Below are 18,725 nucleotides of genomic sequence, written 5' to 3'. Positions count from 1 at the left end.
CCGGAGCCGGAGCGTGCGATTGACCAGCCGTTCCTGATGCCGATCGAAGACGTATTCTCTATCGCTGGCCGTGGTACCGTAGTAACCGGTCGTGTAGAGCGCGGTATCGTTAAAGTTGGTGAAGAAGTGGAAATCGTGGGTATCAAAGATACCACCAAGACCACCTGTACCGGCGTTGAAATGTTCCGTAAGCTGCTGGACGAAGGTCGTGCAGGCGAGAACATCGGTGCACTGCTGCGTGGCGTGAAGCGTGAAGACGTAGAGCGTGGTCAGGTACTGGCCAAGCCGGGCACCATCAAGCCGCACACCAAGTTCGAATCTGAAGTGTACGTACTGTCCAAAGAAGAAGGTGGTCGTCATACCCCGTTCTTCAAAGGCTACCGTCCGCAGTTCTACTTCCGTACTACCGACGTGACCGGTACCATCGAACTGCCGGAAGGCGTAGAGATGGTAATGCCGGGCGACAACATCAAGATGGTTGTTACCCTGATTGCGCCGATCGCGATGGATGACGGCCTGCGTTTCGCTATCCGTGAAGGTGGCCGTACCGTAGGTGCTGGTGTTGTAGCTAAAGTTATCGCTTAATCTTTGGCTTACATAAATAAAGCAAAGCCCCTATAATAGGGGCTTTCTTATGCAGGGGCGTAGTTCGAATTGGTAGAACAGCGGTCTCCAAAACCGATGGTTGCGGGTTCGAGTCCTGCCGCCCCTGCCATATACCTCGTCTCGTACGGGGCTTTTGTGTCTTTGGTTACGTCAGATACAGGTGGGTTGTATGAGTGTTAGTTCTGAGAACCAGGGCGGAAGCAAGGATACCCTGCTTTGGGGCCTGGTTTTCATTATCCTGGTGGCCGCTGTAGTAGGTAATTATCTGCTGAGCGATGTTATTGCTGCCGTCCGCGCCTTGGGTGTGGTCATTGTCATCGCTGCTGCCGGTGCAGTAGCCCTGCAAACCACCAAAGGGAAGGCAACACTGGCATTCGCCCGTGAGTCTCGCCTGGAAGTCCGCAAGGTCGTATGGCCAACCCGTCAGGAAGCCATTCAGACAACCCTGATTGTGCTGGCGGTGACCGCCGTGATGGGGCTGCTGCTGTTCGTTCTGGACGGCGCCTTGGTCTGGTTGGTCAACCTGATTACCGGTGTGTAAGGATAAGCCATGACTGAACAACGTGAACAGCGTATGAGATGGTATGTCGTGCAGGCGTTTTCCGGCTATGAAGGCCGTGTCGCCAAATCCCTGCGCGAGCATATCAAGATGCATGGCATGGAAGACATGTTCGGTGAAGTACTGGTCCCGACCGAAGAAGTGGTCGAGATGCGTGCAGGCCAGAAGCGCAAGAGTGAGCGCAAGTTTTTCCCGGGCTATGTCCTGGTTCAGATGATCATGGATGAAACCACATGGCACCTGGTGCGTAACGTACCGCGCGTCATGGGCTTCATCGGCGGTACTTCCGACCGTCCGGCACCGATCTCCGACAAAGAGGCCGATGCCATCCTGAACCGTCTGCAGGATGCCCACGACAAGCCGCGTCCGAAAACCCTGTTTGAACCGGGTGAAATGGTGCGGGTTGCCGATGGTCCGTTTGCCGACTTCAATGGAACCGTTGAAGAGGTGGACTACGAGAAGAGCCGCGTGAAGGTTTCTGTACTGATCTTCGGTCGTTCTACTCCCGTTGAGCTGGATTTCGGTCAGGTCGAAAAGGGCTGATTGATTTCTGTTCACTCAACAGTTGTCAGGGGCAGCGAATATCTCTATAATTCTCTGCCCCTTTATTAGTTGGGGAGCCGTTTGCAGGAGCATGTCTCCGAGGCGCTAGAACCCATTTTTGAGGTAATTTCCTAATGGCTAAGAAAGTCACAGCTTATATCAAGCTGCAGGTTGCTGCTGGTGCAGCCAACCCGTCTCCTCCCGTTGGTCCTGCACTGGGTCAACACGGTGTTAACATCATGGAATTCTGTAAGGCGTTCAACGCTCGTACAGAAAAGCTGGAAAAAGGTTCACCGACCCCGGTCGTGATCACCGTTTACAGCGACCGTTCCTTCACCTTCGAAACCAAGACTCCGCCTGCTTCCTTCCTGCTGAAGAAAGCTGCTGGCATCAAGTCTGGTTCTGCCAAGCCGAACAAAGACAAGGTTGGTAAGGTGACCGTAGCCCAGCTGCAAGAAATCGCCAAGACCAAAGAACCGGATATGACCGGTGCCGATCTGGATGCAAAAGTACGTTGCATCGCAGGCTCCGCTCGTTCCATGGGTCTGGTAGTGGAGGATTAAGACAATGGCTAAACTTTCCAAGCGTATGCGCGTTATTCGCGAAAAAGTTGACGGTACCAAAGAGTACTCCATCAACGAAGCCATTGCCCTGCTGAAAGAACTGGCTACCGCCAAGTTCGTTGAAAGCGTTGACGTTGCTGTCAACCTGGGTATCGACGCTCGTAAATCTGACCAGAACGTACGTGGTGCTACTGTACTGCCGCACGGTACCGGTCGTGATGTACGCGTTGCCGTATTTACCCAAGGTGCCAATGCCGAAGCAGCTAAAGCTGCCGGTGCTGACCTGGTAGGTATGGATGACCTGGCCGATCTGGTTAAGAAAGGCGAGATGAACTTCGACGTAGTTATCGCATCCCCGGATGCCATGCGCGTTGTTGGTCAACTGGGTCAAATCCTGGGCCCGCGCGGCCTGATGCCGAACCCGAAAGTTGGTACTGTAACTCCTAACGTTGCCGAAGCTGTCAAGAACGCCAAGGCTGGTCAGGTTCGTTACCGTAACGACAAGAATGGTATCATCCATACCACTCTGGGTAAGGTTTCTTTCAACGAAGTTCAGCTGAAAGAAAACTTGGAAGCTCTGCTGGTTGCCCTGAAAAAAGGCAAGCCCTCTTCCGCCAAAGGTCAATTCATCAAGAAAGTCAGCATCTCCACCACCATGGGTGCCGGTGTTGCCGTAGACCAAGCTTCTCTGGAAGCTCAGGCCTAATTGATGGGTTTTACAAGGCGCAAAATTTAATCTATAATTTTGCGCCTTGATTGGTTGGGGGTTTCGACCTCCGTCCAAGACCGCAGGAGGCTGTAAAGCCTTAATGTTTCCTGCGTAGACGGTGCCGGAAACCCAGCGAGAAAGATTCTTTCTCTTCTGGAATCCTGCTACCGCATCGTTCCCCTCTGTTGTAAAGGTAGGGGGGATGTGTCAGTACTGGGTCATTTGACCCGGATTCAATCCAGGAGTTAAGCCAATGGCATTGGGACTCGAAGACAAAAAGGCAATTGTTGCTGAAGTCAACGAAGCTGCCAAAGGCGCTCTTTCTGCAGTTGTTGCCGATTCTCGCGGTGTCACTGTAGACAAGATGACCGTCCTGCGTAAAACCGCTCGTGAAGCCGGTGTGTACATGCGCGTTGTGCGTAACACCCTGCTGCGTCGCGCGGTAGAAGGTACCGAATACGAGTGCCTGAACGACGCATTTACCGGTCCTACCTTGATTGCTTTCTCTAACGAACACCCGGGCGCTGCTGCTCGTCTGTTCAAAGAGTTTGCCAAAGCGAACCAAAAGTTCGAAATCAAGGCTGGCGCTTTTAACGGTGAGTTTATCGCCGCAGCACAAATTGATCGTCTGGCCACGCTGCCGACCTACGACGAAGCAATTGCGAAGTTGATGGCGACTATGAAAGAAGCCTCTGCTGGCAAGCTGGTTCGTACCATCGCTGCTGTGCGTGATCAGAAGCAAGCTGCTGCTTGATTCTCGCCTATTTAGGCTGTTTGAGTTTATTCAACATCAGGAATTTTTGTCATGTCTATCACTAAAGACCAAATCATCGAAGCCGTTGCTTCCATGTCTGTAATGGAAGTTGTTGAGCTGATCGAAGCTATGGAAGAGAAATTCGGTGTTTCTGCCGCTGTTGCTGTTGCTGCCGGTCCGGCCGCTGAAGCAGTAGAAGAGAAGACCGAGTTCGACGTAGTTCTGACTGCTGCCGGTGCCAACAAAGTTGCCGTCATCAAAGCCGTTCGTGGCGCTACCGGTCTGGGCCTGAAAGAAGCCAAAGACTTGGTAGAAGCTGCTCCGGCTAACCTGAAAGAAGCCGTCTCCAAAGACGAAGCTGAAGCTCTGAAGAAAGAGCTGGAAGCTGCCGGTGCTTCTGTTGAGATCAAATAATCTGCATTTATGTAGATTAGCCTGATAAAACAGGCTAGGGCTGGTGAATTTTTGTTCACCAGCCTTTTTGCGCTGTAGACTGAGAGCATTTCACACCGTTTACGACTCTCGGTGCACCAGCAATCCGGACTGTCTTCTTTCGTCCGGGCCAACACAAAACGGTGTTGAGACAGAGCTGTCCCGCGGGACAGAGTGGGTCACTTATCAGCGAGCTGAGGAACCCTATGGTTTACTCTTATACCGAAAAAAAACGCATTCGTAAGGACTTCGGTAAGCGAGACCAGGTACTGGACACGCCTTATCTGTTGTCCATTCAGCTGGACTCCTTCAAGCAGTTCATCGAGGCTGACCCGGAAGGTGAATATGGCCTAGAGGCCGCTTTCCGTAGCGTTTTCCCGATCACCAGTTACTCCGGTAGTGCTGAGCTTCAGTATGTCAGCTATCGCCTGGGTGAGCCGGTATTTGACGTAAAAGAATGCCAGATCCGTGGAGTGACCTACTCCGCGCCGCTGCGTGTCAAGCTTCGTATGGTTCTGTACGACCGTGAAGCAGCTGCCGGCACCGTCAAAGACATCAAGGAACAAGAAGTATACATGGGCGAAATTCCGCTCATGACCGAGAACGGCACCTTTGTTATCAATGGTACCGAGCGGGTTATCGTTTCCCAGCTGCACCGCAGCCCGGGCGTCTTCTTCGACCACGATAAAGGCAAAACACATTCATCCGGTAAGGTGCTGTATAACGCTCGCGTTATCCCCTACCGTGGCTCCTGGCTGGACTTCGAGTTCGATGCGAAAGACAACCTGTTTGTCCGTATCGACCGTCGTCGCAAACTGCCGGCATCCATTATTCTGCGCGCCCTGGACTTCACTTCCGAACAAATCCTGGCCACCTTCTTCGAAACCATCGGTTTCGAGGTCAAAGATGGCAAGTTGATGATGGATCTGGTGCCGGAGCGCCTGCGTGGCGAAACTGCGACCTTCGACATCGTGGCCAATGGTGCCGTGGTTGTTGAAACCGGTCGTCGTGTGACTGCCCGTCACATCCGTCAGTTGGAAAAAGACGCCGTTACCCAGATTGAGGTACCGGTTGAGTACGTTGTTGGCAAAGTTGCAGCCAAGGACTACGCACATCCGCAAACTGGCGAACTGGTAGTGGCAGCCAACCAGGCGCTGAGTCTGGAAGCGATTGCCAACCTGTCCCAGGCCGGCTTCAAGCATTTCGAGGTTCTGTTCACCAACGAACTGGATCACGGTGCCTACATGTCCGAGACCCTGCGCGTCGATTCCAGCACCAACCGTCTGGAAGCGCTGGTAGAAATCTACCGCATGATGCGTCCGGGCGAGCCGCCGACACGTGAAGCAGCAGAGCAGCTGTTCGAAAACCTGTTCTTCTCTGCCGAGCGTTACGACCTGTCTACCGTAGGTCGGATGAAGTTCAACCGCCGTCTGGGTCGTGAAGACGAGACTGGCGCTGGCGTACTGACCAAAGACGATATCGTCGATGTAATGAAGCGCCTGATCGACATCCGTAACGGTAACGACGAAGTGGACGATATCGACCACCTGGGTAACCGTCGTATCCGTTCTGTCGGTGAAATGGCTGAAAACCAGTTCCGCGTCGGTCTGGTGCGTGTCGAGCGTGCGGTCAAGGAGCGTCTCTCCCTGGGCGACCTGGACACCCTGATGCCGCAGGATCTGATCAACGCCAAGCCGATCTCCGCCGCAGTCAAAGAGTTCTTTGGTTCCAGCCAGCTGTCCCAGTTTATGGACCAGAACAACCCGCTCTCCGAAGTGACCCACAAGCGTCGTATTTCCGCGCTGGGCCCGGGCGGTTTGACTCGTGAGCGTGCCGGCTTTGAAGTCCGAGACGTACACCCGACCCACTACGGTCGTCTGTGCCCTATCGAGACTCCTGAAGGTCCGAACATCGGTCTGATCAACTCTCTGTCCGTGTACTCTCGTACCAACGAGTACGGTTTCCTCGAGACCCCGTACCGTAAGGTCATTGACGGTGTGATCACCGACGAAGTGGACTACCTGTCTGCTATTGAAGAAGGCAAGTACGTGATCGCACAGGCTAACGCCGCGACCACCGAAGATGGCCGTCTGAAAGATGAATTGATCCCGTGCCGTCACAAAGGTGAATCCACCTTTATGAACGCCGACCAGATCCAGTATATGGACGTGAGCCCGCAGCAGATCGTATCTGTGGCAGCGGCTCTGATCCCGTTCCTGGAACACGATGACGCGAACCGCGCATTGATGGGTTCAAACATGCAACGTCAGGCTGTACCGACTCTGCGTGCTGACAAGCCGCTGGTAGGTACCGGTATGGAACGCGCTGTGGCCGTTGACTCCGGTGTAACCGTAGTGGCCAAGCGTGGCGGCGTAATCGACTATGTCGATGCCTCCCGTATCGTCCTGAAGGTCAATGAAGATGAGCTGATGCCAGGCGAAGCCGGTATCGACATCTACAACCTGACCAAGTACACCCGTTCCAACCAGAACACCTGTATCAACCAGCGTCCTTGCGTGATGTTGGGTGAGCCGGTCATGGCTGGCGACGTACTGGCTGACGGCCCGTCCACCGATCTGGGTGAACTGGCGCTGGGTCAGAACATGCGCGTCGCGTTCATGCCGTGGAACGGTTACAACTTCGAAGACTCGATCCTGGTGAACGAGCGTGTTGTTCAGGAAGATCGCCTGACCACCATCCATATCCAGGAACTGGCCTGTATCTCCCGTGACACCAAGCTGGGTCCGGAAGAGATCACTGCTGATATCCCGAACGTGGGTGAAGCCGCTCTGTCCAAGCTGGACGAGTCCGGTATCGTCTACGTGGGTGCCGAAGTGAAGGGCGGCGACATTCTGGTCGGTAAGGTAACCCCGAAAGGTGAAACCCAGCTGACGCCGGAAGAGAAGCTGCTGCGCGCCATCTTCGGTGAGAAGGCGTCCGATGTGAAGGACTCCTCCCTGCGTGTACCGAACGGTGTGTACGGTACCGTGGTTGACGTGCAAGTCTTTACCCGCGATGGCGTGGAAAAAGACAAGCGCGCCAAAGAAATCGAAGAGATGCAGCTGAAGGAAGCGAAGAAGGACTTGACCGAAGAGTTCAAGATCCTGGAAGACGGCATTTTCGGCCGCTCCCGCAACCTGCTGCTGGCCGCCGGTTACAGCGAAGATCGTCTGAACAAGCTCGATCGCTCCAAGTGGTTTGAACTGGCCATCGAAGACGAAGGCAAGCAGACCGAACTGGAACAGATCGCTGAACAGCACGTTGAGCTGAAAGCCGAGTTCGACAAGAAATTCGAGAACAAGCGTCGCAAGATTATCCAGGGTGATGATCTGGCGCCGGGCGTACTGAAAATCGTCAAGGTTTATCTGGCAGTCAAGCGTCGCATCCAGCCGGGTGACAAGATGGCGGGCCGTCACGGTAACAAGGGTGTTATCTCCAAGATCTGTCCGGTCGAGGATATGCCTCATGACGAGTTCGGCCGTCCGGTCGACATCGTACTGAACCCGTTGGGCGTACCATCCCGTATGAACATCGGTCAGATCCTCGAAGTGCACCTGGGCCTTGCGGCCAAGGGTATCGGCGAGAAGATCGATCGCATGGTCAAAGAGCAGCGCGAGCTGCACGAGATGCGCAACTTCCTGCAACAGGTCTATGACCTGGGCGAGAAGGACACCCAGCAAGTGAACATCGCCGAACTGTCTGACGACGACGTACGTACCCTGGTGGGTAACCTGCGTAAGGGTCTGCCGGTTGCTACTCCAGTGTTTGATGGTGCCAAAGAGCGCGAAATCAAAGCCCTGCTGAAGCTGGCCGATCTGCCGGAATCCGGTCAGATTGATCTGTTCGACGGCCGTACCGGTAACCGCTTCGAGCGTAAAGTAACCGTTGGTTACATGTACATGCTCAAGCTGAACCACCTGGTCGACGACAAGATGCACGCGCGTTCTACCGGTTCTTATAGCCTGGTTACCCAGCAGCCGCTGGGTGGTAAGGCTCAGTTCGGTGGTCAGCGTTTCGGTGAGATGGAAGTGTGGGCCCTGGAGGCTTACGGTGCGGCATATACCCTGCAGGAGATGCTGACCGTCAAGTCTGACGATGTGAATGGCCGTACCAAGATGTACAAGAACATCGTGGATGGCGACCACCGTATGGAGCCGGGCATGCCCGAATCCTTCAACGTATTGCTGAAGGAAATCCGCTCTCTGGGTATCAACATCGAGCTGGACGAAGAGTAAGAGCTCGCTCTTATTGTTCGAGAATTGACGTGGGCGCCCCGCTGTTTTGGCAGCCGGGGCGCCGAGGTTAGACTCCTGACAGGGGAAACACGTGAAAGACTTACTCAAGTTTTTGAAGGCTCAGACCAAGACCGAAGAGTTTGACAGCATCAAGATCGGTCTGGCCTCTCCTGACATGATCCGCTCCTGGTCATTCGGTGAGGTCAAAAAGCCTGAGACCATCAACTACCGGACTTTCAAGCCGGAGCGTGATGGTCTGTTCTGCGCCCGTATCTTCGGACCGGTGAAGGACTACGAGTGTCTGTGCGGCAAGTACAAGCGCCTGAAACACCGTGGTGTGATCTGTGAGAAGTGCGGCGTTGAAGTGACCCAGACCAAGGTCCGTCGTGAGCGTATGGGCCACATCGAGCTGGCCAGCCCGACTGCCCACATCTGGTTCCTGAAGTCCCTGCCGTCCCGTATCGGTCTGCTTCTGGACATGACCCTGCGCGACATCGAACGCGTGCTCTACTTCGAATCTTTCGTAGTTATCGAGCCGGGCATGACCAACCTCGAACGCAGCCAGATGCTCTCCGAAGAGCAGTACCTGGATGCGCTGGAAGAGTGGGGCGACGAATTTGACGCCAAGATGGGTGCCGAAGCAATCCTGGCATTGCTGCGCGCCATCGATCTGGAAGGTGAAGTCAAAGCGATGCGTGAGGAGCTGGATCAGACCAACTCCGAGACCAAACGCAAGAAGACCACCAAGCGTCTGAAGCTGATGGAAGCTTTCCTGCAGTCCGGCAACAAGCCGGAGTGGATGATCATGACAGTGCTGCCTGTGCTGCCGCCGGACCTGCGTCCGCTGGTACCGCTGGACGGCGGCCGTTTCGCGACTTCCGATCTGAACGATCTGTACCGTCGCGTGATCAACCGTAACAACCGCTTGAAGCGTCTGCTGGATCTGGCTGCTCCGGACATCATCGTGCGCAACGAAAAGCGTATGCTGCAAGAGTCCGTCGATGCGCTGCTGGATAACGGCCGTCGCGGTCGTGCCATCACCGGTTCCAACAAGCGCCCGCTGAAATCCCTGGCCGATATGATCAAGGGTAAGCAGGGTCGTTTCCGTCAGAACCTGCTCGGTAAGCGTGTCGACTACTCCGGTCGTTCCGTTATCACCGTAGGCCCGACTCTGCGTCTGCATCAGTGCGGTCTGCCGAAGAAGATGGCGCTGGAACTGTTCAAGCCGTTCATCTATGGCAAGCTGGAAACCCGCGGTCTGGCGACCACTATCAAGGCCGCCAAGAAGATGGTGGAGCGCGAGGAAGCTGTCGTTTGGGATATCCTGGACGAAGTGATCCGCGAGCACCCGGTTCTGCTGAACCGTGCACCGACCCTGCACCGTCTGGGTATCCAGGCATTCGAACCGACTCTGGTCGAAGGCAAGGCAATCCAGCTGCACCCGCTGGTTTGTGCTGCGTATAACGCGGACTTCGATGGTGACCAGATGGCGGTCCACGTACCGCTGACCCTGGAAGCCCAGCTGGAAGCGCGTGCGCTGATGATGTCTACCAACAACATCCTGTCGCCAGCCTCCGGTGAGCCGATCATCGTTCCTTCTCAGGACGTGGTCTTGGGTCTGTACTACATGACCCGCGCCCGCATCAATGCGAAGGGTGAAGGTATGGTGCTGTCCGGCCCGAAAGAGGCCGAGAAAGTGTACCGTGCTGGTCTGGCCGACCTGCATGCTCGCGTCAAGTGCCGCATCACCGAGTACGTGAAGAACGAAGCCGGTGAGCTGGTTGCCAAGACCGAGATGAAGAACACCACCGTTGGTCGTGCGATCCTGAGCCTGATCCTGCCGAAAGGTATGGAATACGCCCTGATCGACGAGCCGAAGGTGCTGACTGCTGCCGAGCAGGCCGATCTGGAAGCCAATCCGCAGAACTGGATCAAATGCGTATCCAACAAGGCGCTGGGCAAAAAGCTCATCTCCCGTCTGCTGAACACCTGCTATCGCAAGCAGGGGCTGAAGGACACCGTTATCTTCGCTGACCAGCTGATGTATACCGGTTTCCACTACGCGGCGCTGTCCGGTGCTTCCGTTGGTATCGATGACATGGTCATCCCGGATGCCAAGAAAGACATCATCGCGTCTGCCGAAGCCGAAGTTGCCGAGATCCAGGACCAGTTCCTGTCCGGTCTGGTAACTGCGGGCGAACGTTACAACAAGGTTATCGATATCTGGGCCAGCGCCAACGAGCGCGTCTCCAAGGCCATGATGGAGAACTTGTCCAAAGAGCGTAACGTCAACTCGCTGGGTGAAGAAGAAGAGCAGGCCTCGTTCAACAGCATCTTTATGATGGCCGACTCTGGTGCGCGGGGTTCCGCCGCCCAGATCCGTCAGCTGGCCGGTATGCGTGGCCTGATGGCCAAGCCGGATGGCTCCATCATCGAGACTCCGATCATCGCGAACTTCCGCGAAGGTCTGAACGTACTGCAGTACTTTATCTCTACCCACGGTGCTCGTAAGGGTCTGGCGGATACTGCACTGAAGACTGCGAACTCCGGTTACCTGACTCGTCGTCTGGTAGACGTGGCGCAGGACATGGTGATCACCGAGGACGATTGCGGCACTACCGACGGTCTGTGGATGACTCCGCTGATCGAGGGTGGCGACGTGGTCGAGCCGCTGCGTGAACGCGTGCTGGGTCGTGTGGTGGCAGAAGATGTCATCAAGCCGGGTACCGAGGACGAGATCCTGGTTGCTCGCAACACCCTGCTCGACGAGCAGCTGTGTGACCTGCTGGAACGCAACTCCGTTGACCGTGTGAAGGTTCGTTCTGCCATCACCTGTGAAACCGACTTCGGTAACTGTGCTCACTGCTACGGCCGTGATCTGGCCCGTGGTCACCTGGTTAACAAGGGTGAGGCTGTCGGTGTTATCGCCGCCCAGTCCATCGGTGAACCGGGTACCCAGCTGACGATGCGTACGTTCCACATCGGTGGTGCTGCATCTCGTGCCGCTGCTGAAAGCAGCATCCAGGTCAAGAACACAGGTACCATCAAGCTGCAGAACGCCAAGTTCGTTCACAACAGCGATGACAAACTGGTTATCACCTCACGTTCTACCGAACTGACCATCATGGACGACATGGGCCGTACCAAGGAAAGCCACAAGCTGCCTTACGGTTCTGTACTGGAAGTGAAGGACGGCCAGGCCGTGAGTGCTGGCGAGACCGTTGCCAATTGGGATCCGCACACCCACCCGATCATCACCGAAGTGGCAGGTCGCCTGCAGTTCGAACACATGATCGATGGTGTGACCATCACTCGTCAGACCGACGAGCTGACCGGTCTCTCTTCTATCGTTGTTCTGGACGTCAACGAGCGTCCGAGCGCCGGTAAAGAGATGCGTCCGACCGTTAAACTGGTCGACCTGAACGGCAAAGACGTGATGATCCCGGGTACCGATGTAGCCGCCCAGTACTTCCTGCCGGGCAAGGCGATCGTGAACCTGGAAGATGGTGCCAACGTGGGCGTGGGTGACGCGGTAGCGCGTATCCCGCAAGAGTCCGGCGGTACCAAGGACATCACCGGTGGTCTGCCGCGCGTTGCGGATCTGTTCGAAGCACGTCAACCGAAGGAACCGGCAATTCTGGCCGAGATCTCCGGTACCATCTCCTTCGGGAAAGAGACCAAGGGCAAACGCCGTCTGGTCATTACCCCGACCGATGGTGGCAACGTCTACGAAGAGATGATTCCGAAGTGGCGTAACCTGAACGTGTTCGAAGGTGAAAAAGTTGAGAAGGGTGAAGTGCTGGCAGACGGTCCTGAGTCTGCTCACGACATCCTGCGTCTGCGCGGTATCAGCCCGGTCGCCAACTACATCGCCAACGAAGTGCAGGACGTTTACCGTCTGCAAGGCGTTAAGATCAACGACAAGCACATCGAAGTCATCGTTCGTCAGATGCTGCGCAAGTGCGAGATCCTGAGCGCTGGCGATACCGATCTGATCGAAGGCGAACAGGTTGAAGTGGCTCGTGTGAAGATTGCCAACCGTAAGCTGGTTGCCGAGGGCAAGACCCCTGCGACCTACCGTCATGTACTGATGGGTATTACCAAGGCATCTCTGAGCACCGAGTCCTTCATCTCCGCGGCTTCCTTCCAGGAAACCACTCGCGTTCTGACCGAAGCCGCCGTAGGTGGCAAGCGTGATGAACTGCGTGGTCTGAAAGAGAACGTCATCGTGGGTCGTCTGATCCCGGCTGGTACCGGCTTTGCCTACCACCACAGCCGGATCAACCAGCGTGCTGCCGCAGCTCGTGCTGTTGGCACCCCGCAGGTGACCGCTGATGAAGCTGAGCAGAACCTGGCGGATCTGCTGAACGCAGCCGGTAGCTTCGACGAAGAGTAACTCGTCATCCGTGATTAAAAAGGGCTCCTTCAAGGAGCCCTTTTTGTTGGCCAATTCCTCGGCAAAGGTAGACGCAGCGCGGGTTTCAGGATGATCCAGAGCAAAGTTGTAGAGTAAAAAATCAAAAAAAGTTGACTTTACTCCCCTGCAATTTAAAACTCGGGAAAGTTGAATGGTTATTACAGGGGTAGAACATGACTGTCGGTATCGAGGAAGCCATGCTTCCCGAAGAACAGCTGATCAGCCGCACTTTTACAGATGAAGACAGGGAATTGTTGCGCTCATACGATGGGCTCATCGATGGCTTGGCCGAGCTGTTCGGCAAGCATTGTGAAGTGGTACTCCACTCCCTGGAAAATCTGCACGAGTCGGTGATCAAGATCGCCAACGGCTTCAATACCGGACGCACCCTCGGGGCGCCCATCACCGATCTCGCCCTGCGCATGCTCAAGGACATCGAGAGCACCGGCCAGGATTACACCCAGAGCTATTTCGCTCGCAGCCGTACCGGTGCGCTGATGAAGTCGAGCACCATCGCCATTCGCAACAGCGAGCGGCAAGTGGTGGGGCTGATCTGCATCAACCTGCACATCAATGCGCCTTTCCACGAGTTCGTGGCCGAATTTTTCCCGACGCCCCAGCAGGCGGCGCGTCAGTCACCAGAGACCTTCGCCAACAGCGTGGAAGAGCTGGTTGCCCAGACGGTGGATAACACCATCGACGAGATCAATCGCGATCCCACCGTGGCCAACAATGCCAAGAACCGCTTCATCGTGACCCAGCTGTTCGAGAAGGGCATTTTCGACATCAAGGATTCGATCAATCTGGTGGCGGACAAACTCAATATTTCAAAACATACCGTTTATCTTTACATCCGACAGCGCAAGCAGGGTGAAGACGAGAACGAGTAACTCATTCCAGAAGGGGATAGATGAATGGCTAAAGAAGTGATTGCAACCGACAAGGCGCCTGCCGCGATTGGTCCGTATGTTCAGGCTACCAAGGTTGGCGAGATGATCTTCACCTCCGGGCAGATCCCGCTCGATCCTGCCACCATGGAGATCGTGGCCGGCGGCATCGAAGAGCAGGCCGAACGGGTGATGAAGAATCTGGTTGCCGTGTTGCACGCTGCCGGTGCCGATGCCAGCAAAGTGGTCAAGACCACCTGCTTCCTGAGCGACATGAACAACTTCGTTGCCTTCAACCAGGTCTATGCCCGCTACTTTGGCGATGCGGCGCCAGCCCGCTCCTGCGTGGAGGTGGCTCGTCTGCCGAAAGATGTGCTGGTCGAGGTCGAGGCGATTGCCCATCTCTGATCAACAGATCGAATCAAGCCCCTCCTGGCAGGGGCTTTTTTGTTTTTGGCGTAAAATGGACCGGGTCAGCACAGGAGTCCTGCTATGAGTCTGAGTTTTGCCATCCTGGTCACGGGGCCTGCCTATGGCACCCAATCGGCCAGCACCGCCTATCGTTTTGCCCGCACCCTGTTGGCGCAGGGACATACCTTGTCCCACCTGTTCTTCTATCAGGACGGGGTCTGCAACGGCAACGGTTTGCATCTGCCTGCATCCGATGAGACTAACCTGGTGCGTCTGTGGCGAGAGCTGGCAGAAGAGCAGGGGATCCGTATCGACGTCTGCGTCGCCGCCGCCATGCGGCGCGGTGTGCTCGATGAGCAGGAGGCCAAGGGGGCGGGGCTGGTGCACTTCAATCTGCAACCGCCATTTTGTCTGAGCGGTCTGGGCCAGCTGGCCGAGGCTGCGCTCACTGCCGATCGACTGGTTCAGTTCTAGGGGGAGCCATGAATAAAAAAATTGCCTTTATCTGCAGTCGTGGTCCCCATGGCCATGCCGCTGGCCGGGAAGGGTTGGATGCCCTGCTGGCCACCTCGGCCATGACCGATGAGCTGGCCCTCTTCCTGATTGGGGACGGTGTGTTGCAACTGCTCAAGGAGCAGCAGCCTGCCGCCATTTTGCAGCGCCACTACGCGCCCACCTTCAAAATGCTGGAACTCTACGACATCGAAGAGGTCTATGTCTGTGCTGACTCGCTGGCAGAGCGTGGCGTGACAGTGGATGATCTGCTGATCCCCGTCGAGAGTCTGCCGCGCCAAGAACTGGCTCGGCGCTGGGCACAATGTTCGACTCACATCAGCTTTTGAGGTCTCCATGTTGCATCTGATATTGAACTCTCCCTTTCAGAGTCAGGCTCTGGCAGAGGCGCTCTCATACCTTCAGCCCGAGGATGAGCTGGTACTGATGCAGGATGCCGTGATTGCGGCATCGGCTCCCCAGTGGAGCGCGCGGCTGGCGGGTATCCCGCTTTATGTGATGCAGGAAGATCTGCAAGCTCGCGGTTTGCAGCATCGGGTGGGCAATGTGCTCGATATGGCGGATCTGGTGGCACTGATTGCGCAAAAAGGTTCCCCGCGCACCTGGGGTGGCTGAGAAGCATATTTTCAAGAAAATTCAAGGCGATGTCGTGAAAGCAAACGGATCCGAACTGCCCTTTTGTGACGCAAATTGTATAAATCTTGACTCCCCAGACAACAGGGCATAAAATTTCGCGTCCCCGTATCTGCGGGGAGGATTTTCCACACGTTTATGAAGTCATTATCAGGAGCCTTTTGATGGCAACTATTAACCAGTTGGTTCGCAAGCCACGCATCAAGCTCGTTGTGAAAAGCAACGTGCCGGCGCTGGAAGCGTGCCCTCAGAAGCGTGGCGTATGCACTCGTGTATATACCACCACCCCGAAGAAGCCTAACTCTGCACTGCGTAAAGTGTGCCGTGTACGTCTGACCAACGGCTTCGAAGTCACCTCCTACATCGGTGGTGAAGGTCACAACCTGCAAGAGCACTCTGTTGTTCTGATCCGTGGCGGTCGTGTAAAAGACTTGCCAGGTGTTCGTTATCACACCGTTCGTGGTGCGTTGGACTGTGCCGGTGTTAAAGACCGTAAGCAGGCTCGCTCCAAGTATGGCGTGAAGCGTCCTAAAGCTTAATGGTTCTCCGTTAAGTAAGGCCAAACGTTAATTCGTTTCTAGTTAGATAGCTTTCTAGTTTTGGGTAATCCCTGAAGTTACGGAGAATTTGAAATGCCAAGACGTCGTGTTGTTGGTCAGCGTAAAATCCTGCCAGATCCCAAGTTCGGATCAGAGCTGCTGGCTAAATTTGTCAACGTAGTAATGGTTGACGGTAAGAAATCTGTTGCAGAAGCCATTGTTTATGGCGCCCTGGACATCATTGCCACCAAATCTGGCAAAGAGCACCTGGCCGTATTCGAAGAAGCTCTGGATAACATTCGTCCGGCGGTCGAGGTTAAATCTCGTCGCGTCGGTGGTGCAACCTATCAGGTTCCGGTAGAAGTTCGTCCGGTACGTCGCAATGCTCTGGCAATGCGCTGGTTGGTTGATGCCGCTCGTAAACGTGGTGAAAAATCAATGGCTCAGCGTTTGGCTGGCGAGCTGCTGGATGCCGCTGACAATAAGGGTTCGTCTGTCAAGAAACGTGAAGACGTTCACCGTATGGCTGAAGCGAACAAAGCCTTCGCTCACTTCCGCTGGTAATCCGCTTGCGCAGGGTCTTTTGGCTCTGCGCACCTTTAATTATCTAGGGACAAGCGCCTTAGTAAGAGGATGACAATGGCTCGTACAACCCCCATTGAGCGTTATCGTAACATCGGTATCTCCGCTCACATTGACGCCGGTAAGACTACTACTACCGAGCGCGTACTGTTTTACACCGGTGTAAGTCACAAGATCGGTGAAGTTCACGATGGCGCTGCCACCATGGACTGGATGGAACAGGAACAAGAGCGTGGTATCACCATCACCTCCGCCGCGACCACCGCTTTCTGGTCCGGTATGGGTAAACAGTTCCAACCGCACCGTATCAACATCATCGATACCCCGGGCCACGTTGACTTTACTATCGAAGTAGAGCGTTCAATGCGTGTTCTGGACGGTGCCGTGATGGTGTACTGTGCCGTAGGTGGCGTACAGCCACAGTCTGAAACCGTATGGCGTCAGGCTAACAAGTACAAGGTTCCCCGTATCGCGTTCGTCAACAAGATGGACCGTACCGGTGCCAACTTCCTGCGTTGTGTTGAGCACATCAAGACCCGTCTGAAAGGTACTCCGGTTCCCCTTCAGCTGAACATCGGCTCTGAAGAGAACTTCAAGGGCGTTGTTGACCTGGTCAAGATGAAAGCCATCAACTGGAATGAAGCTGATCAGGGCGTATCCTTCGATTACGAAGACGTCCCGGCTGAGTTGCTGGAACAGGCGCAAGAAATGCGCATGAATCTGGTTGAAGCCGCTGCTGAAGCGTCTGAAGACCTGATGGAAAAATACCTGGGCGGCGAAGAGCTGACCGAGGAAGAGATCAAAGGTGCTCTGCGTCAGCGCGTGCTGAACAACGAAATCATCTTGGTAACCTGTGGCTCCGCGTTCAAGAACAAGGGCGTACAGGCAATGCTGGATGCCGTGATCGAGTACCTGCCGGCTCCGACCGACGTTGCTGCTATCGACGGCCTGAAAATGGACGGCGAGACCAAAGACGAGCGTCACGCTTCCGATGACGAGCCGTTCTCTGCTCTGGCGTTCAAGATCGCTACCGACCCGTTCGTTGGTAACCTGACCTTCTTCCGTGTCTACTCTGGCGTGATCAACTCCGGTGACACCGTGCTGAACTCCGTCAAGGACAAGCGCGAGCGTTTTGGCCGTATCGTTCAGATGCATGCCAACAAGCGTGAAGAGATCAAAGAAGTACGCGCTGGTGACATCGCTGCTGCCATCGGTCTGAAAGACGTGACCACTGGTGACACCCTGTGTGACCCGAACGCACCGATCATCCTCGAGCGTATGGAATTCCCGGAGCCGGTAATTTCTATCGCGGTTGAGCCGAAAACCAAGGCTGACCAAGAGAAGATGGGTCTGGCACTGGGCCGTCTGGCTCAGGAAGATCCGTCCTTCCGCGTATGGACTGACGAAGAGTCAGGTCAAACCATCATCGCTGGTATGGGTGAGCTGCACCTGGACATCATCGTTGACCGTATGCGTCGCGAGTTCAAGGTTGAAGCCAACGTAGGTAAGCCGCAGGTTGCCTACCGTGAAACCATCCGTACCACAGTTAAAGACATCGAAGGCAAGCATGCCAAGCAGTCTGGTGGTCGCGGTCAGTACGGTCATGTTGTTATCGACATGTACCCGCTGGAAGAAGGCAAAGCATACGAATTCGTCAACGACATCAAAGGTGGTGTCATTCCTGGTGAATTCATCCCGGGTGTTGATAAAGGTATCCGTGAGCAGCTCAAATCTGGTCCGCTGGCTGGTTACCCGGTTATGGATCTGGGTGTGCGTCTGCACTTCGGTTCTTACCACGATGTCGACTCTTCCGAACTGGCGTTCAAGATCGCTGCTTCCATGGCCTTTAAGGCTGGCTTCATGAAGGCCAACCCGGTTCTGCTCGAACCGATCATGAAAGTAGAAGTTGAAACTCCGGAAGATTACATGGGCGACGTTATCGGTGACCTGAACCGTCGTCGTGGCCTGATCGAAGGTATGGAAGATGGCCCGTCCGGCAAGATCGTACGTGCTCTGGTGCCGCTGGCCGAAATGTTCGGTTATGCAACTGCACTGCGTTCCGCTACCCAGGGTCGCGCTTCCTACGCCATGGAATTCGCCAAGTATCACGATGCACCGACCAACGTTGCACAAGCCGTGATCGAAGAGCGCAAATCCAAGTAATTTAAGATTCCCCGCCTACGACGGTAGGCGGGTTTAACCTAGAAGGACTACGTCGTGTCTAAAGAAAAATTTGAGCGTAATAAACCGCACGTAAACGTCGGCACCATCGGCCACGTTGACCACGGTAAAACCACCCTGACTGCAGCTATCACCAACGTGCTGGCCAAGCACTTCGGTGG

The 18,725-nt window shown here is 55.2% G+C and carries 18 protein-coding genes and 1 tRNA gene; all 19 read left to right on the top strand.

Annotation, left to right across the window (positions count from 1 at the left end; all coding sequences use genetic code 11):
- The coding region (locus tag G5533_RS20220; RefSeq protein WP_421179904.1) for an EF-Tu/IF-2/RF-3 family GTPase at positions 1 to 585 on the top strand (585 nt) is incomplete at its 5' end.
- Positions 586 to 638: 53 nt separating this feature from the next.
- Positions 639 to 715: transfer RNA gene (locus G5533_RS20215), tRNA-Trp, on the top strand.
- Positions 716 to 775: 60 nt separating this feature from the next.
- A complete protein-coding gene (gene secE / locus G5533_RS20210) occupies positions 776 to 1,147 on the top strand; it encodes a preprotein translocase subunit SecE (protein ID WP_005341843.1) in 372 nt (123 codons plus the stop codon).
- A 9-nt stretch (positions 1,148 to 1,156) separates the two neighbouring features.
- Positions 1,157 to 1,708 carry a transcription termination/antitermination protein NusG gene (nusG, locus tag G5533_RS20205; protein WP_005306318.1) on the top strand — a complete coding sequence of 184 codons (552 nt, stop codon included), beginning with the start codon at positions 1,157 to 1,159 and terminating at the stop codon, positions 1,706 to 1,708.
- A gap of 134 nt (positions 1,709 to 1,842) precedes the next feature.
- Positions 1,843 to 2,271, top strand: coding sequence for a 50S ribosomal protein L11 (gene rplK / locus G5533_RS20200; RefSeq protein WP_026456244.1), 429 nt, complete (start codon positions 1,843 to 1,845; stop codon positions 2,269 to 2,271).
- A gap of 4 nt (positions 2,272 to 2,275) precedes the next feature.
- Positions 2,276 to 2,977 (top strand): 50S ribosomal protein L1, encoded by a 702-nt coding sequence (gene rplA, locus G5533_RS20195; RefSeq protein WP_005339888.1) that lies wholly within the window; start codon positions 2,276 to 2,278, stop codon positions 2,975 to 2,977.
- 256 nt (positions 2,978 to 3,233) lie between these two features.
- Positions 3,234 to 3,734, top strand: coding sequence for a 50S ribosomal protein L10 (gene rplJ / locus G5533_RS20190; RefSeq protein ID WP_216952230.1), 501 nt, complete (start codon positions 3,234 to 3,236; stop codon positions 3,732 to 3,734).
- A 51-nt stretch (positions 3,735 to 3,785) separates the two neighbouring features.
- Positions 3,786 to 4,148: a 50S ribosomal protein L7/L12 gene (gene rplL, locus G5533_RS20185; RefSeq protein ID WP_005341840.1), complete on the top strand. Its 363-nt coding sequence runs from the start codon at positions 3,786 to 3,788 to the stop codon at positions 4,146 to 4,148.
- Positions 4,149 to 4,372: 224 nt separating this feature from the next.
- A complete protein-coding gene (gene rpoB, locus G5533_RS20180) occupies positions 4,373 to 8,401 on the top strand; it encodes a DNA-directed RNA polymerase subunit beta (protein WP_421173225.1) in 4,029 nt (1,342 codons plus the stop codon).
- 91 nt (positions 8,402 to 8,492) lie between these two features.
- On the top strand, positions 8,493 to 12,797 hold the full coding sequence (gene rpoC, locus G5533_RS20175; RefSeq protein WP_100647045.1) for a DNA-directed RNA polymerase subunit beta': 4,305 nt from the start codon (positions 8,493 to 8,495) through the stop codon (positions 12,795 to 12,797).
- Positions 12,798 to 12,991: 194 nt separating this feature from the next.
- The gene (locus tag G5533_RS20170; protein ID WP_005339902.1) at positions 12,992 to 13,708 is read left to right on the top strand and encodes a helix-turn-helix transcriptional regulator; all 717 of its coding nucleotides are present in this window, start codon (positions 12,992 to 12,994) and stop codon (positions 13,706 to 13,708) included.
- 24 nt (positions 13,709 to 13,732) lie between these two features.
- Entirely contained in the window at positions 13,733 to 14,113 is a 381-nt protein-coding gene (locus G5533_RS20165) for a RidA family protein (RefSeq protein WP_005339904.1), read from the top strand.
- A gap of 84 nt (positions 14,114 to 14,197) precedes the next feature.
- On the top strand, positions 14,198 to 14,590 hold the full coding sequence (tusD, locus tag G5533_RS20160) for a sulfurtransferase complex subunit TusD (protein WP_216976654.1): 393 nt from the start codon (positions 14,198 to 14,200) through the stop codon (positions 14,588 to 14,590).
- An 8-nt stretch (positions 14,591 to 14,598) separates the two neighbouring features.
- On the top strand, positions 14,599 to 14,958 hold the full coding sequence (gene tusC / locus G5533_RS20155; RefSeq protein ID WP_021229316.1) for a sulfurtransferase complex subunit TusC: 360 nt from the start codon (positions 14,599 to 14,601) through the stop codon (positions 14,956 to 14,958).
- Positions 14,959 to 14,965: 7 nt separating this feature from the next.
- A complete protein-coding gene (tusB, locus tag G5533_RS20150) occupies positions 14,966 to 15,244 on the top strand; it encodes a sulfurtransferase complex subunit TusB (protein WP_058056195.1) in 279 nt (92 codons plus the stop codon).
- Between the two features lie 182 nt (positions 15,245 to 15,426).
- Positions 15,427 to 15,801, top strand: coding sequence for a 30S ribosomal protein S12 (gene rpsL, locus G5533_RS20145; RefSeq protein ID WP_005306278.1), 375 nt, complete (start codon positions 15,427 to 15,429; stop codon positions 15,799 to 15,801).
- Between the two features lie 93 nt (positions 15,802 to 15,894).
- Positions 15,895 to 16,365: a 30S ribosomal protein S7 gene (rpsG, locus tag G5533_RS20140; protein WP_005339911.1), complete on the top strand. Its 471-nt coding sequence runs from the start codon at positions 15,895 to 15,897 to the stop codon at positions 16,363 to 16,365.
- 75 nt (positions 16,366 to 16,440) lie between these two features.
- Positions 16,441 to 18,546 carry an elongation factor G gene (fusA, locus tag G5533_RS20135; RefSeq protein WP_021229318.1) on the top strand — a complete coding sequence of 702 codons (2,106 nt, stop codon included), beginning with the start codon at positions 16,441 to 16,443 and terminating at the stop codon, positions 18,544 to 18,546.
- Positions 18,547 to 18,600: 54 nt separating this feature from the next.
- Positions 18,601 to 18,725 (top strand): GTP-binding protein (locus G5533_RS20130; RefSeq protein WP_234887766.1); only part of this gene is annotated, 125 nt, incomplete at its 3' end.

It is taken from the genome of Aeromonas sp. A600620, from assembly GCF_029479985.1.
Classification (GTDB): domain Bacteria; phylum Pseudomonadota; class Gammaproteobacteria; order Enterobacterales; family Aeromonadaceae; genus Aeromonas; species Aeromonas veronii_A.
Note: the sequence above shows the minus strand (reverse complement) of the source record. Positions and strands in the feature narration are given on the sequence as shown.